Raw genomic sequence first — 13,506 nt, 5'->3', positions numbered from 1 at the left:
TTTTGTAAATGACACCAGAGTAATGGGGATTCCTAGCCCTTTGGGACCAAGTTGGAAGGTCTCTCTGGGTGATTGCGGCCCCGTCCAGGACCCACGTAACCGCAAAAACAGAATCGCAAACAGCAAAACGCCCCACACGATGGCGGGGCGTTTAACACGAGGTTCGGAGCTCTGTTAGATGCGTTAAGCCGCGGCTCGCGCCGCCGTCTTGGCTTCAATCGCGTCCGCGTTCAGGTTCATTACGGCGACCGCGTCAAACACGTTGACACGGAACAAGAATGACTTCTTCATCGTCTCGATCATCTCGGCGAAAAAGGAGTCCGCTTTTTTGAGGGTCTTGGCATCCTCGAAACCAGCGGATACCACGAGTTCACCCGCCTTCCCGATGATGACTTTGAGATCGATGATCTGCAACTCATCAAGTTGGGTCGCGAGTCCCTCGACCATGAACGGGGCCGCCATCTGTGCACCTTGAAGGTCGGGAAAACGCAGAATGAGTGATTTGTTCAGCATTTCGGTCTCACGGGTTAAATGTTAATTGGCGCGTCCCTTTTAAGAACGACCGCCTACATACAAATTTAAAGCCGAACCCCGAATTTTAGAATGATCTCGTTAGGGGAGGGGGCATACCCGTAAGTATGGGAATGTATAATTCGCCTAAACGCACGTTTCGCGACAGGCGCGGGAACCTTGAAATTAAAGGGTTTTCTGACACGTCTATCACAGCCTATAGGTGCTGACTTGTAATCAAGCACAACATTTGGAACGAAAAAAATACAGAAAAAGTTTCAGAAGCGATGAAATTTTATGAGTCGCGGACCTTTTGACGGTACGCGACAGCTTCAAATCAGGCCCATTCCCCCTTGCGGAAGACGGGGACCCGGGTGCCGTCATGCAAGATTCCGTCGATATCCATCTCAGCACTACCGATCATCCAGTCCACGTGGATCATACTGCTGTTGCCTCCGCGTGCTGCGATTTCCTCTGAGCTCAGATCGCCGCCATTGATGAAACACTTCGAATAGCACTGGCCCAAGGCGATGTGGCAGGCGGCGTTTTCATCATACAAAGTATTATAGAATAGGACGCCGGACTGCGAAATCGGCGATGAATGCGGCACCAGCGCAACCTCGCCCAAGCGCCGCGCGCCTTCATCGCTGTCCAAAAGCTTTTGCAGCACCGCTTCGCCTTTCGATGCTTTTGCCTCGACAATCTTACCAGCTTCAAAGCGAACCTGGATGTCATCGATCAGGCTACCTTGATGCGAAAGGGGCTTTGTCGACCGAGCCACGCCGTCCACGCGCGCTGAATGAGGGGTGGTGAAAACTTCTTCGGTGGGAATATTCGGATTGCAGGTGATCCCGTTCGTCGCGGTGGAGGCGCCACCATGCCATTCATGATCTTCGGCCAACCCGACCGTCAGATCCGTACCCGGGCCAGAGAAATGCAGGGCATCGAAGCGCTGTTCATTCAGCCACGCAGTGCGCTTGCGCAAGTTAGCATTGTGATCGGTCCAATTCGCAACCGAGTCTGCATCCAGTACGCGCGAAGAAGAGAAGAGCGCGTTCGCCAGTTTTTCGACCGCCTCGGCCTCTGGCAGGTCAGGAAACACCCGCGAGGCCCATGCCACGGTGGGGTAGCTGACAATCGTCCAGTTGATGTCAAAATTCGCGATTTTCTCAAGCGCAGGCTTGTAGGCAATCGAATTTGCCTTTCCAGCGCGCGAGACCTTTTCGGGGTCTTGCTCGGCGAGCAACATCGGATCTTCGCCAACGATCGCCAATCGCGCAGCGTTGCCTTTGAACGCTTCGGCCATGCCAGCGTAAAGCCAGTCCGCCGCCTTATCGAACGACGCGTCCTGTGCATTTTCGAACCGCGCCAGCGTAATGCCAGCGTCCGATAGAATCGGTGTCACGACACCTGCACCGGCGCGGTAAGCGGCAGCGGTGATCCGACGAACCAGTGGCAGAGCCTCAACCGGGGCGGTGATAACCAGATCCTGCCCCTCTTGCAGGTTCAGCCCAACCTTCACGGCCACATCAGCCAGTTTATCGAGCGCTTCGGGGGAAATGGGATCAGTCGTCATAGTGCCTCCGTGATGTCTTGCGAGGCTCAAGGTGTGATCGCGCCGCACGAAGGTCAAGGTATCGGCCAGCACTGAAATCGGGGCCAAGATTGGTATTTATGATCCTGAATCTTGAGCAAGCCTTTAACGTGATCGCAAGAACCTGCGCAGATCGGCTCAAATTCCCCAAAAATTCGGACGAAACGCGCAGGACCTGCCACCATTTCAAGAGAACTTCCCGACGCAGAGTCGATAGTTTCCAACAAATCCATTGATGGCAAACATAACAAAATCTGGAGAAACCGATGACAGAGAAAATCGTCGTCGCGTACGATGGAAGCGAAAACGCCCACAATGCGGTGAACTTCGCGCTGGACGTCGCCAAAGCCAAAGGCGCCACATTGATCGTGGCCCACGTGCTGGAGTGGTCGCCCTATTCGTTCCTTACAAAGACAGAAATCGAAGAACGGCACATGCGCCGCAAAGAAGAACTGGAACGGGCAGACAAGGCGATAGTCAGCCCTTTGCTCAAAGAGCTGCAAACCAGCGGCGTTGAGGTCGAGGTTCTGGTCAAATACGGCCACACTGCAGAAACCTTGCTGGCCATCGTCAAAGAAAGCGGTGCCAAACAGCTAGTGATTGGCCGCACCGGCCAGTCTTCCATTTCGACACGTCTCTTCGGCTCGGTTGCGGGTACGCTGGCGCAGGCTGCGCCAGTTGCTGTGACGATCGTCCCTTAACAATAAGCCCAACAGGGATTTGCCATGAAAACGCAATTCAAAGCGCCCCTGCTCGGGGCGGCGGCGGCCTCATTGCTGACAGCCCCCGCACAAGCGAGCACAGTCGACGAAACCGTGAACGCGATCTTTGCCAACTCGACAGGTTGGTTTGTGAGCTTCATCTTCAGCCCTTTTCCAGGCACCAGCTTTCCTTGGATTGTGGCTTGGCTGGTCATCGCGGCGACCATCTTTACTTTTTACTTCGGGCTGATCCAGGCTCGTGGGTTCAAACATGCGATCCAGCTGGTCAAGGGCGACTACTCTGATCCCGATGACGCTGGCGAGGTTAGCCACTTCCAAGCACTGGCAACCGCGCTATCCGGCACCGTGGGTCTGGGGAATATCGCAGGGGTGGCTGTTGCGGTCGGCATTGGCGGCCCCGGCGCAACCTTCTGGATGATTCTGGCCGGTCTGATGGGCATGGCTTCGAAATTCACTGAATGTACGCTGGGTGTGAAGTACCGGAACGAATTTCCGAACGGCACCGTCTCTGGCGGCCCGATGTACTACATTACCAAAGGCTTCGAAGAACGCGGGCTGAAGGGCGGCAAGCCGTTGGCCATCTTGTTTGCGATCTTCTGTATCTTTGGCGCGTTCGGCGGTGGCAACATGTTCCAAGCGAACCAAGCCCACGCGCAGCTGACCAACGTTCTCGGGGACTACCCCGGCTACATTACGGGCATCATTTTCGCGGCTATCGTGTTCGCGGTGATCGCGGGCGGCCTGAAGTCCATTGCCAAAGTGACAGAAAAAGTCGTCCCGTTCATGGGCGTTCTTTATGTCATCACAGCGCTCATCATCCTGTTGATCAACTTTGATCAGATCGGGTGGGCTTTTGGCCAGATTTTCGAAGGGGCCTTTACCGGCCTAGGTGTCGCCGGCGGCCTTGCTGGCGCGCTGATCCAAGGCTTCAAACGCGCAGCTTTCTCGAACGAAGCGGGCGTCGGCTCTGCGGCAATCGCGCACTCTGCTGTGAAAACCAAAGAACCGGTGACGGAGGGATACGTATCGTTGCTCGAACCCTTCATCGACACTGTTGTGATCTGCACAATGACCGCGCTTGTGATCATCATCACGGGCCAGTTGATGGTCGATCCCGAAACCGGACTGTATATGGTTGGCGAAAATGGAGCGATCCAAACCGCCAGCGGAAACACGGGCGTGGCCCTAACATCTGCTGCGTTCTCCGCGACCTTTGGCTGGTTCCGCTACGTGCTGGCTTTGGCGGTCATCCTCTTTGCCTTCTCGACCATGCTCAGCTGGAGCTATTACGGGCTGAAGGCTTGGACCTTCCTGTTTGGCGAAGGCAAGGCAAAGGAACTGACGTTCAAGGTGATCTTCTGCCTGTTTGTCATTGTCGGCGCGGCCGCGAGCCTAGGTCCGGTCATCGACTTCTCCGATGCGTCGATCTTTGCCATGGCTGTGGTGAACATCATCGGTCTCTATTTCTTGATGCCGATCGTGAAACGCGAGCTCGACAGCTACGTCAGCCGCTTGAAATCTGGCGAGATCAAGAAATTTAAATAAGCCAGTAGATCAAGGTATAGAACTATCCAGGCCCTGCAACACGCGGGGCCTGTTGCAATTCGGGGGCGACCAATCACTTTCCCAACATGGTCCACTGTTTTCTCGTGCAAAACGCGAGCGTGTGCCTTACCTGTTCTCCAAAGACTTTGAAGACACGCTTGGCATGTGCTGTCACATGAACCAGCGCAGACAGGCAACCAAGGAGAATTTTCGTGGCTGACGGTACTTTTGCTGTTCTCACCCTAGCGCTGGGACTGCTGGATATGGGCTCGAATTACTGCCCGACAGGCAGCTGTCTTGGCCCGAACGAAGTCGACAGCCGAATGTCTTTTTCCTTGGGCGAGACCTATTTCCAAGATGACCCATTCGGTACCGAATTTTACGTGCGCCGTGACACCTCGCTGGCCTATGGCCCGTTTCAAGTAATCTATGGCCTGTCGTTGACAGACGATAACGATGGCTGGATCGGCGTTGGTCAGTCTTGGGACACAACCTTCGGCGCGGGCTATCTGGAATTCCACGCGATGCCGGGTCTCTACGTCCAAGGCGACGGCGTGGACCTAGGTGGCCCCATCGAGTTCCGTTCGGGTGTTGAGCTTGGCTATGAAGCCCGCAATGGAATGCGAATTGGTTTGGGTTACGACCACCGATCAAACGCGGGAATCTATGACAGCAACATGGGCTTGGAAACGGTCCACCTACGCGTGTCGATTCCGACCAACTGAACTGCCGGGGCACCGATATTCACTGTGGCTGACTTCCCCCTGAGGTGAATTGATTGACACCATCGGCGGATTATGTGTTTTCGCCGATAAGACGCTATTGAGATCCGAGCCTTTGACACGCACCGTTTCCGACCCTATCGGCGAAGCTTTGACGCCCGCTTTGAACAGACGGCTCGTGGCTGTCGTGGTAACGTATAATCGCTTGGAAAAGTTAAAGGTGACGCTAGAACGCCTGCTTGAAAGCAGCACTGACGAGTTGTCAGCGGTGGTCGTGGTGAACAATGCCTCGACAGATGGCACCAAAGATTGGCTCGATGATTATGAGAGCGAGTTGGTCTCGGACGGGGATACACGACTCGACATCATCCACAGCGGCGAGAATACGGGTGGGGCAGGGGGCTTTGCCACCGGCATGCGCCGCGCGATGGGCGCGCACACCCCTGACTGGCTGGTTGTAATGGACGACGATGGACGCCCTGCCCAAGGCGCTCTGACACGGTTTCATGCCATCCCCGAAGACAAATGGGACGCCATCGCAGCCGCGGTTTATTTTCCGACCGGCGAAATTTGTGAGATGAACCGGCCCTCTCGTAATCCATTCTGGCACCGCAAAGAATTCGTTCGCACGCTATTTGGAGGGGGGCGTTCAGGCTTTCACGTACAGCCTTCAGATTATGATGGTCCGAGCATGCAGATCGACGTCACGTCTTTTGTGGGCTTTTTCATTTCCGCTCGCGCCATACGCAAGATTGGTTACCCCGACCCAGATCTCTTTATTTACGGAGACGACGGGATTTATACGCTCGAGCTCACAAAGTCGGGACAGAAGATTGGTTTCGAACCCACCGTTCTTTTCGAACATGACATGGGGACGTTTACAGCCGGCGACAACGCGAGCGCCCAACGGGGCAGGTTCGTTCCTTTGTGGAAGGCCTACTACTACCACAGAAACTTGCTTATCCTCTACAAGATGGCGGCGGGACTGATGTTCTGGCCCACGATGCTCGTGATTTTACCCAAATGGCTCTTGAAAACGCGCAGCCACGAGGGTGAGCGCCTCGATTTCCTCAAACTACTGTCCTTGGCCATGCTTGATGGGATTTTCGGGCGTAGGAAACGCGTCCATCAGCAAGTTTTACGGATCGCAAAATCCTGACCATCACCGATTCAGAATGTCCTGATGGTACCGTCCCATCAAAATCAATCCGAGCGTCAGAAGAGCAAGAGATACACCTAGTATATATGAAACGCTCGCATAGGACGCGTCGTAGGTGGAGTAGAAAGCAGCCCGCATCATGCCAGTAATCTGCATGATTGGATTGAACCAAAGAATCTGCTGCGCCCCTTCAGGAAGGTCGCGATAGAGAAATAACACGCCAGAAGCAATGAAAAGTGGACGGGTGATGATTGACCAGGCAAGTTCCCACAGTGGGAACAGGCCGAGCAATACGCAGTTTACAGTCCCAACCGCGAAACCAACGAAAATTGACAGCGCGACAGCCAAAAGGGCCAAAGGCACGTCGACAGTTGATCGCGCATCAACAATAAAATACACGCTGCCGATGAGCAGCACCATAATCAGCACGTTCGTAAGACTGTTCAACAATAACCGCGCAAAAATCGCATCCAACCAAGTCACTGCTGGGAATTTTAAAAGCGCTTTTGAATAGTTAATCGCCCGAGCCGTCGTGTTCGAGATGTTGTTGTACATATTGAACGGCAAAAAGCCTGTCGTGTAAAACAGCAAGAAGCTCGTTCCGAGTGGGGGGGTCCGGATTACGAGCGAAAAGCCTAACGACAAAAACAAAATTGCTGCGATCGGCTCAAGTAGGCTCCAGATGTAGCCGCCCGGCGTTCTTCCATATCGGGTCGACATCTCTCGCAGGACAAGCGCAGAGATAGTCCGCATAGAGGCAAAAGAGCGCTTCGTGCTCTGTGCCCGGCGCTTTGCGACAAGTCCTGCTGCGTTTTGGTCAACCAATGTGAGCATCCTTCGCCTAATGCGGAACTGACTGGTGAGCGTTTCGCAAGTCCTTCACTCGGACTGCAGCACGCTGCAGTCTTCACTCAATTACAAATCGTAGTTCGTCGCACAAGGGGCAAAACCTGTACAAAGAAGTGTTCAAGACAAAACGCGAACGCGTTGCATTTCAAGAGCCATAGGTCTAACTGTCGAAGAGAGCAGACAGGCCACATGGCTGCAACATGATTGCCCCTGAGGACAACAAAAGCCTATGACGGAAACCAAGTCCCCTTCACTTTCCGTGGAAAACGAGACATCGGCGCAACCTCGGAACCAAGTCCGAAAGCATGCAAAGAACACCGCCTCAGGACAACGAGGGAATACCAATCGTTCTGGCAAGAACAAGGGGAACGGCGGCAACAACAAGAAACTCAAGGGCAAGCTTCGAGCGAAGATCACGGCGCTCGAACAAGAACTTGATGACGCACGCGCAAGCGCGGCGGAATTTCCTCTGGCGCGCCCTGCACGAATGAAGCGCCGCCATTGGGGGGTCATTCTTAGCTTTTTCCTGTTCGTCCTTGTGCCGGTTGTCGCTGTCAATACCTATCTATGGACGGTTGCCGAGGACCAGTACGTATCTACCACCGGCTTTACGGTCCGCAGCCAAGAAAACTCTGGTGCCAGTGATTTGCTCGGAGGATTGGCGAGCTTCGCGTCCGCCAGTACGGCGTCTGATAGCGACATTCTATTTGAGTTTATTCAGAGCCAAGAGATGGTGCGCGTCGTAGATCAGCAACTCGATTTACGAGAGCATTATAGCCAGCATTGGCCCACTGACTGGGCTTTTGCGATTTGGCCTGATGCTTCGATAGAGCAACTGGTTTGGTACTGGAGCCGCGTGGTCAAAATTTCTTACGACAGTGGCTCTGGTCTTATCGAAGTTCAAGCCAGCGCGTACGACGCGGAATACTCGCAGGCAATAACTCAGGCCATTCTCGGCGCAAGCCAGACGCGCATCAATACGCTGAACGAGCAGGCACGATCTGATGCAATGGGCTATGCGGAGGCCGATTTGGCCGAAGCTTTGGAACGACTTAAGGACGCACGTGAAGCCCTAACGCAGTTCCGGACACGCACCCAGATCGTCGATCCCACAGCGGACATTCAGGGGCGCATGGGCGTGATGAATAACCTGCAACAGCAGCTGGCCCAGGCTCTGATTGACTACGACGTCTTGCTCGGTTCGGTCGGCGCAAACGATCCCCGTGTTCAAAAGTCCGAACAGCGCATTGCCGTGATCAAAGAGCGGATCCAGTTGGAGCGGGCAAACCTAACCTCCTCAGGCGAAGATGTCGCATCTTCGCAAGATTATCCTGCGCTCTTGTCGGAATACGAACGGCTTAACGTCGACCTGCAGTTTGCCGAAGAGACGTATCGTGCCGCTCTCACCGCTCTTGATGCGGCGCGCGACAATGCCTCGCGCCAAAGCCGATATCTTGCCACTTACATCAGCCCAAGCTTGGCACAAGAAGCAGAGGCCCCCCAGAGAGTGATGATTGGTGGACTCGCTTCCTTGTTCCTGCTGTTCATTTGGTCGATCGGTGTCCTCATCTACTATTCGATCAGAGACCGAAGCTAAGCAGGTGTATAGAGCATGATACGGCTCGAAAATCTAACCAAGAGCTTCAGACTAAAGGGCGAGAAGAAGGTCGTGATCAACAATCTCAACCTCACCATTCCCTCGGACCGCTCATTGGCACTTCTGGGTCGGAACGGTGCCGGTAAATCCACCCTGCTCGAGATTATTGCTGGGATTTTACGCCCCGACAGTGGCCGCATTGTCAGTGACGGGTCCATTTCGTGGCCCGTTGGACTCGGTGGATCGTTCCACCGAGACCTGACCGGCGCTGAGAACGTCCGCTTTGTGGCTCGTATCTATGGCGTGGATACAGATGATCTTGTCGCATTTGTTGAAGATTTCGCTGAGCTCGGAAAATCCTACCACATGCCCATGCGCAGTTATTCAAGCGGAATGCGTTCGCGACTGACTTTCGGCTGCTCGATGGGCATTAAGTTCGATACCTACCTCGTCGATGAGGTCACCGCTGTCGGCGACCGCGCGTTTAAGAAAAAAAGCAAACGTATTTTTGCGGAGCGTATGCAAACATCCAGCGCCATCATGGTGAATCACAACATGAAAGACGTCAGAAATTTCTGTAACGCTGGCGTCGTGCTGGAGCATGGTCGTGCAAGGTACTTTGACGATCTGGACGAGGCGATTGCTGTCCACGAAGCGATGCTTGATTGAAAACGAAGCAAAAGATAAATTTCACCTAAAGGCTCCGCTACACGAAGGTACGCAGCGCTCATTATAAAGCGGCACACGTACCGCCCTGATCTCTAACCTGGAGTTCTGATCGGCGCTAAAAGGCGCCAACCCGCCTCCACATTGATGGCGGGTGTTAAAATTTTGATTGTTTTTCCGACTCTCAAGCTCGTGAATTGGTGCATTAGTCGACCCAGAGAGCGCTTTTCCCAACGTCGGCTATTCCTGACGAACGCAATCCGCAAAATATTGCATTTTGCCGTCTGCATCCCGTTCTTGTACAAGGCCGTGGATATCCGTTTCAAACCCTGGACATTCACGCGCAAACTCACGGTTGAACTTTAAATATTCGACAATTTTGCGGTTGAAGACTTCCCCCGGGATCAGCAATGGGATGCCCGGCGGGTAGGGGGTTACCAGTGAAGTGGTAATGCGCCCTTCGAGATCATCAATCGACACGCGCTCGGTTGTTCGGCGCGCAATATGAGAATAAGCATCCGACGGCTTCATCGCTGGCTGCAGATCGCTTAGGTACATTTCAGTCGACAGCCTCGCGACATCGTATTTCGAGTACATTGCGTGTACGTGTTGGCACATATCGCGTAGACCCATCTGCTCCCACCGCGGTTGTTTGGCAGAGAATTCAGGCATGACGCGCCACATGGGCTGGTTCTTGTCGAAATCGTCCTTGAACTGCTGCAGCGCCGCAACCAGCGTGTTCCAGCGACCTTTGGTTATGCCGATCGTGAACATGATAAAGAAGCTATAAAGCCCTGTTTTCTCAACAACGACTCCGTGCTCAGCCAGATATTTCGACACAATGGATGCGGGAATTCCGGTCTCTTCGAAACGGCCGTCAATGTTCAGGCCGGGGGTAATAATGGTCGCTTTGATCGGGTCGAGCATGTTGAACCCTGGCGCCATGTCCCCAAAGCCATGCCAGCTGTCCTCGCCATCAGATGCGTTCACGCCCTCGGCATCGGTCTTTTTCAGTTCCCAATCCTTAGCGCGGCCCATGCCTTCGTCGGCCAGTTCCTCGGGGCCCCAAACCTCGAACCACCATTCGTCCGCACCGAATTCCTCGTCCACTTTGCGCATCGCACGGCGGAAATCGAGCGCTTCGTCGATGCTTTCTTCGACCAGCGCGGTTCCACCCGGAGGCTCCATCATCGCGGCGGCCACATCGCAACTTGCGATGATCGAGTACTGGGGCGAGGTCGACGTGTGCATCAAGTAGGCTTCGTTAAAGAGATGCCGATCAAGCTTTGTTTCTTCGGCATCCTGAACAAGCACGTGGCTTGCTTGACTGATACCAGCCAGCAGCTTGTGAACCGACTGGGTCGCATACGTCACCGATTTCTTGGTGCGACCACGCTTGCGGCCCATCGCATGGTACGTCCCATAAAACGGATGGAAAGCCGCGTGGGGCAGCCATGCCTCGTCGAAGTGTAGGTTCTCGACGTATCCATCAAGCATGCTTTTGATCGTTTCGGTGTTATATAGGACGCCGTCATAGGTCGACTGGGTCAATGTCATCACGCGCGGTTTCACGCTCTCGGGGTCTACCCCCTCAAGCAATGGGTTCGCACGGATTTTGGCTTTGATCGTGTCCGGATGGAACTCGGATTTCTGGATGGGTCCAATAATACCCCAATGGTTCCGTGTCGGCTTCATGAAGACCGGGATAGCGCCAGTCATGATAATCGAATGCAGGATAGACTTGTGGCAGTTGCGGTCTACTACGACAACATCGCCTGGCGCGACGGTGTGGTGCCAGACCATTTTGTTGCTCGTCGAGGTCCCGTTTGTCACAAAAAAGCAGTGATCCGCATTGAAAATCCGCGCAGCATTGCGCTCTGATGCGCCAATAGCGCCGTTGTGATCCAAAAGCTGCCCAAGTTCTTCGACCGCGTTGCAGACATCAGCCCGCAGCATATTTTCGCCGTAGAACTGATGATACATTTGACCGATCGGTGACTTGAGGAAGGCCACACCGCCAGAGTGTCCCGGACAATGCCAAGAGTACGATCCGTCTTCTGCATAGTCGAGCAATTCGCGGAAGAATGGTGGTTGGATCCCTTCGAGGTAGCTTTTGGCCTCTCGGATGATGTGGCGCGCCACGAATTCAGGCGTGTCTTCGTACATGTGGATGAAGCCATGCAATTCGCGCAGGATGTCGTTCGGCAGATGGCGCGACGTCTTTGTCTCGCCATAGATATAGATCGGCACGTCCGCGTTTTTCCAACGCACCTCTTCAATGAAGGTTCGGATATTCAGAACGGCTGGATCCAGATCGGGGCCGGGCGTGAATTCCTCGTCATCGATTGACAGAACAAAAGCGCTCGCACGGGACTGTTGCTGCGCGAACTGCGACAGGTCGCCATAGCTGGTAGCCCCAAGAACTTCGAAACCCTCTTCCTCTATCGCATTGGCTAAGGCGCGGATCGCAGATCCGGACGAATTCTCTGACCGGAAATCTTCGTCAATGATAACAATGGGAAAACGGAATTTCATGGAAGTCTCCTACCGGCGCACTTTGTGCCTTGCATAGGGTGGGGGCGGGGCCCGCTGAATCGATAGCCTTGGAAAAGACTTCTCTCGTTGTTTCGCGTTGCACAGGCCCCGTCAAGGGGCTGCTCGCGCACAAAGGGCGGGCCAATCATCTGGCCCGCCCTTTGCGAATTACATTGATCTGAGGCTTAGGCGTTCTCGCTCAGGAAAGCATCCGCTTCCTGCTCGGCCTTCTCTTTGGTCCAGCCGTACTTCTCCTGAAGCTTGCCCACGACTTTGTCGCGCTTGCCTTCCATCTCGGTGACGTCATCATCGGTCATGTCGCCCCACTTCTCTTTGGCGCTACCTTTGAATTGGTCCCATTTACCTTCGACAATATCCCAGTTCATCTCTCAAACTCCTTAAATAACTGATGTTTAGAGAACGCTCTGGACGTGATTTGGTTCCGCCTATTTTTAAATCGGAGCAACGCCAAGAGCGCGAAGTTGCGCATCAACGAAATCGGTCTCTTGGGGGCTTAGAACTCTATGTCGCGGATACTCGGGCGTGTCGCGATCATCCTTGATCGGGGCATCCCAACCATCGGTGGTCTCGAAAAACCGAAGTGCACCAGCCTCGCCGAACTCGCGTAGGTAGCCCTGAATAACCACATCCAGATAGCTCAGCAGAATGGGATGCCGCAGGTCAGGTATCTCGAGTTTCTCAGGAACCGAATAGATTGCCACTTCAATGTTGCGCTCAACGGGGTGGGTGACCTGATGGGTCGCAGGCAAACGGTCATAGCCAGTTTCGCGCGCATCCAGAGCCGCCCAATCGCCCCCAGGCACATGAGCAATAAGTCCATCAATTTCCGTTTTCTCGCAGGGGATCGCGGTTAGAAATGGGGCCGGATGCAATGCCGTGTGCCGCCAAGTCCGACGCCAGCCAGAGGCTTTGGCGCGGTGGGCGTCCTCGTAGACGTGGGTGGTTCGGTTCACTAGGCTGCCGTAGCCGAAAAAGAATGGATCTGCCATGGCCCGAGAAGTGGGGCTTTGGCACAGAAACGTCAACTCCCGATGCGGCCTTGGTTGCGATGGCGGCCGTTCTCACGCAAGAGGGGTTGAAGCTAATCAGTGCGAAATACATATCATTACATGAATGTATATATCGGAGGATGGCATGGCACAGAACGATAGACTGACCTGCCTGGATTGCGGAACGCCCAACCGCGTCCCGCCAGAAAAATTGGGTGACAACCCGAAATGCGGAAAGTGCGGCGGCTGGCTGATTACCGGCAAGGTCGCCGAAATCTCCCCGTCTACCTTGCAAAAAGCGGCTCAGGACACTGCGCTACCCTTGGTCGTCGACTTTTGGGCACCGTGGTGCGGTCCCTGCCGCGCGATGGCGCCCCAATTTAGCATGGCGGCAGAACGCCTCAAGGGATCGGTGCGCTTGGCCAAGCTGAATACGGAGCAGCATCAGACCGTCAACGGACGCTACAACATCCGCGGCATTCCCGCGATGATCGGATTTCGAAACGGACGCGAGGTGGGGCGACATGTCGGCGCCCTTCAAATGGCCGGCATTGTTCAATTCGCAAGCGGCCTCACCTCGGTCAAGGCGCGCTGACT

The 13,506-nt window shown here is 54.5% G+C and carries 13 protein-coding genes; 7 read left to right on the top strand and 6 right to left on the bottom strand.

Annotated elements, in window-relative coordinates; translation table 11 throughout:
* Positions 1 to 183 precede the first annotated feature (183 nt).
* Positions 184 to 513 carry a hypothetical protein gene (locus BM225_RS11870; protein ID WP_072702548.1) on the bottom strand — a complete coding sequence of 110 codons (330 nt, stop codon included), beginning with the start codon at positions 511 to 513 and terminating at the stop codon, positions 184 to 186.
* 334 nt (positions 514 to 847) lie between these two features.
* The gene (locus BM225_RS11865) at positions 848 to 2,086 is read right to left on the bottom strand and encodes an aminopeptidase (protein WP_092464481.1); all 1,239 of its coding nucleotides are present in this window, start codon (positions 2,084 to 2,086) and stop codon (positions 848 to 850) included.
* 284 nt (positions 2,087 to 2,370) lie between these two features.
* On the opposite strand from BM225_RS11865, the gene BM225_RS11860 reads away from it, so the two are divergent.
* The 4 genes from BM225_RS11860 (at position 2,371) to BM225_RS11845 (ending at position 6,252) form a co-directional block, all read left to right on the top strand.
* Entirely contained in the window at positions 2,371 to 2,805 is a 435-nt protein-coding gene (locus BM225_RS11860) for a universal stress protein (protein WP_092464479.1), read from the top strand.
* Positions 2,806 to 2,829: 24 nt separating this feature from the next.
* The gene (locus BM225_RS11855; RefSeq protein ID WP_092464477.1) at positions 2,830 to 4,371 is read left to right on the top strand and encodes an alanine/glycine:cation symporter family protein; all 1,542 of its coding nucleotides are present in this window, start codon (positions 2,830 to 2,832) and stop codon (positions 4,369 to 4,371) included.
* Positions 4,372 to 4,583: 212 nt separating this feature from the next.
* Complete coding sequence (locus BM225_RS11850; RefSeq protein ID WP_072702537.1) at positions 4,584 to 5,096, top strand: acyloxyacyl hydrolase; 513 nt, start codon at positions 4,584 to 4,586, stop codon at positions 5,094 to 5,096.
* Between the two features lie 49 nt (positions 5,097 to 5,145).
* Positions 5,146 to 6,252, top strand: a complete 1,107-nt coding sequence (locus BM225_RS11845) for a glycosyltransferase (RefSeq protein WP_245780469.1) — start codon at positions 5,146 to 5,148, stop codon at positions 6,250 to 6,252.
* A 3-nt stretch (positions 6,253 to 6,255) separates the two neighbouring features.
* On the opposite strand, the gene BM225_RS11840 is transcribed toward BM225_RS11845, so the two are convergent.
* Positions 6,256 to 7,077 (bottom strand): ABC transporter permease, encoded by an 822-nt coding sequence (locus tag BM225_RS11840; protein WP_245780468.1) that lies wholly within the window; start codon positions 7,075 to 7,077, stop codon positions 6,256 to 6,258.
* Positions 7,078 to 7,330: 253 nt separating this feature from the next.
* Between BM225_RS11840 and BM225_RS11835 the strand changes: the two genes are divergently transcribed.
* Both BM225_RS11835 and BM225_RS11830 read left to right on the top strand, forming a co-directional pair.
* Positions 7,331 to 8,698, top strand: coding sequence for a KpsE/RkpR family capsule polysaccharide export protein (locus BM225_RS11835; RefSeq protein WP_092464473.1), 1,368 nt, complete (start codon positions 7,331 to 7,333; stop codon positions 8,696 to 8,698).
* A gap of 15 nt (positions 8,699 to 8,713) precedes the next feature.
* Complete coding sequence (locus BM225_RS11830) at positions 8,714 to 9,367, top strand: ABC transporter ATP-binding protein (protein WP_072702534.1); 654 nt, start codon at positions 8,714 to 8,716, stop codon at positions 9,365 to 9,367.
* Positions 9,368 to 9,604: 237 nt separating this feature from the next.
* On the opposite strand, the gene BM225_RS11825 is transcribed toward BM225_RS11830, so the two are convergent.
* The 3 genes from BM225_RS11825 to BM225_RS11815 form a co-directional block, all read right to left on the bottom strand.
* On the bottom strand, positions 9,605 to 11,899 hold the full coding sequence (locus BM225_RS11825; protein WP_092464471.1) for an arginine/lysine/ornithine decarboxylase: 2,295 nt from the start codon (positions 11,897 to 11,899) through the stop codon (positions 9,605 to 9,607).
* 185 nt (positions 11,900 to 12,084) lie between these two features.
* Complete coding sequence (locus tag BM225_RS11820; RefSeq protein ID WP_072702500.1) at positions 12,085 to 12,285, bottom strand: CsbD family protein; 201 nt, start codon at positions 12,283 to 12,285, stop codon at positions 12,085 to 12,087.
* 66 nt (positions 12,286 to 12,351) lie between these two features.
* Positions 12,352 to 12,909, bottom strand: a complete 558-nt coding sequence (locus tag BM225_RS11815) for a gamma-glutamylcyclotransferase family protein (RefSeq protein WP_092464469.1) — start codon at positions 12,907 to 12,909, stop codon at positions 12,352 to 12,354.
* Between the two features lie 145 nt (positions 12,910 to 13,054).
* Between BM225_RS11815 and trxC the strand changes: the two genes are divergently transcribed.
* A complete protein-coding gene (gene trxC / locus BM225_RS11810) occupies positions 13,055 to 13,504 on the top strand; it encodes a thioredoxin TrxC (RefSeq protein ID WP_092464467.1) in 450 nt (149 codons plus the stop codon).
* Positions 13,505 to 13,506 lie beyond the last annotated feature (2 nt).

Source organism: Donghicola eburneus, from assembly GCF_900115865.1.
In the GTDB taxonomy this organism is placed as follows: Bacteria; Pseudomonadota; Alphaproteobacteria; order Rhodobacterales; family Rhodobacteraceae; genus Donghicola; species Donghicola eburneus.
The sequence above is the reverse complement of the archived record's forward strand: the minus strand, read 5'-3'. Positions and strand labels throughout refer to the sequence as shown.

What these genes read in the sequence shown, in the direction of transcription:
- BM225_RS11820 (WP_072702500.1), bottom strand. Translation starts at nt 12,285, where the DNA reads ATGAACTGGGATATTGTCGAAGGTAAATGGGACCAATTCAAAGGTAGC.
- BM225_RS11870 (WP_072702548.1), bottom strand. Translation starts at nt 513, where the DNA reads ATGCTGAACAAATCACTCATTCTGCGTTTTCCCGACCTTCAAGGTGCA.
- BM225_RS11865 (WP_092464481.1), bottom strand. Translation starts at nt 2,086, where the DNA reads ATGACGACTGATCCCATTTCCCCCGAAGCGCTCGATAAACTGGCTGAT.
- BM225_RS11825 (WP_092464471.1), bottom strand. Translation starts at nt 11,899, where the DNA reads ATGAAATTCCGTTTTCCCATTGTTATCATTGACGAAGATTTCCGGTCA.
- BM225_RS11835 (WP_092464473.1), top strand. Translation starts at nt 7,331, where the DNA reads ATGACGGAAACCAAGTCCCCTTCACTTTCCGTGGAAAACGAGACATCG.
- trxC (WP_092464467.1), top strand. Translation starts at nt 13,055, where the DNA reads ATGGCACAGAACGATAGACTGACCTGCCTGGATTGCGGAACGCCCAAC.
- BM225_RS11860 (WP_092464479.1), top strand. Translation starts at nt 2,371, where the DNA reads ATGACAGAGAAAATCGTCGTCGCGTACGATGGAAGCGAAAACGCCCAC.
- BM225_RS11815 (WP_092464469.1), bottom strand. Translation starts at nt 12,909, where the DNA reads ATGGCAGATCCATTCTTTTTCGGCTACGGCAGCCTAGTGAACCGAACC.
- BM225_RS11830 (WP_072702534.1), top strand. Translation starts at nt 8,714, where the DNA reads ATGATACGGCTCGAAAATCTAACCAAGAGCTTCAGACTAAAGGGCGAG.
- BM225_RS11855 (WP_092464477.1), top strand. Translation starts at nt 2,830, where the DNA reads ATGAAAACGCAATTCAAAGCGCCCCTGCTCGGGGCGGCGGCGGCCTCA.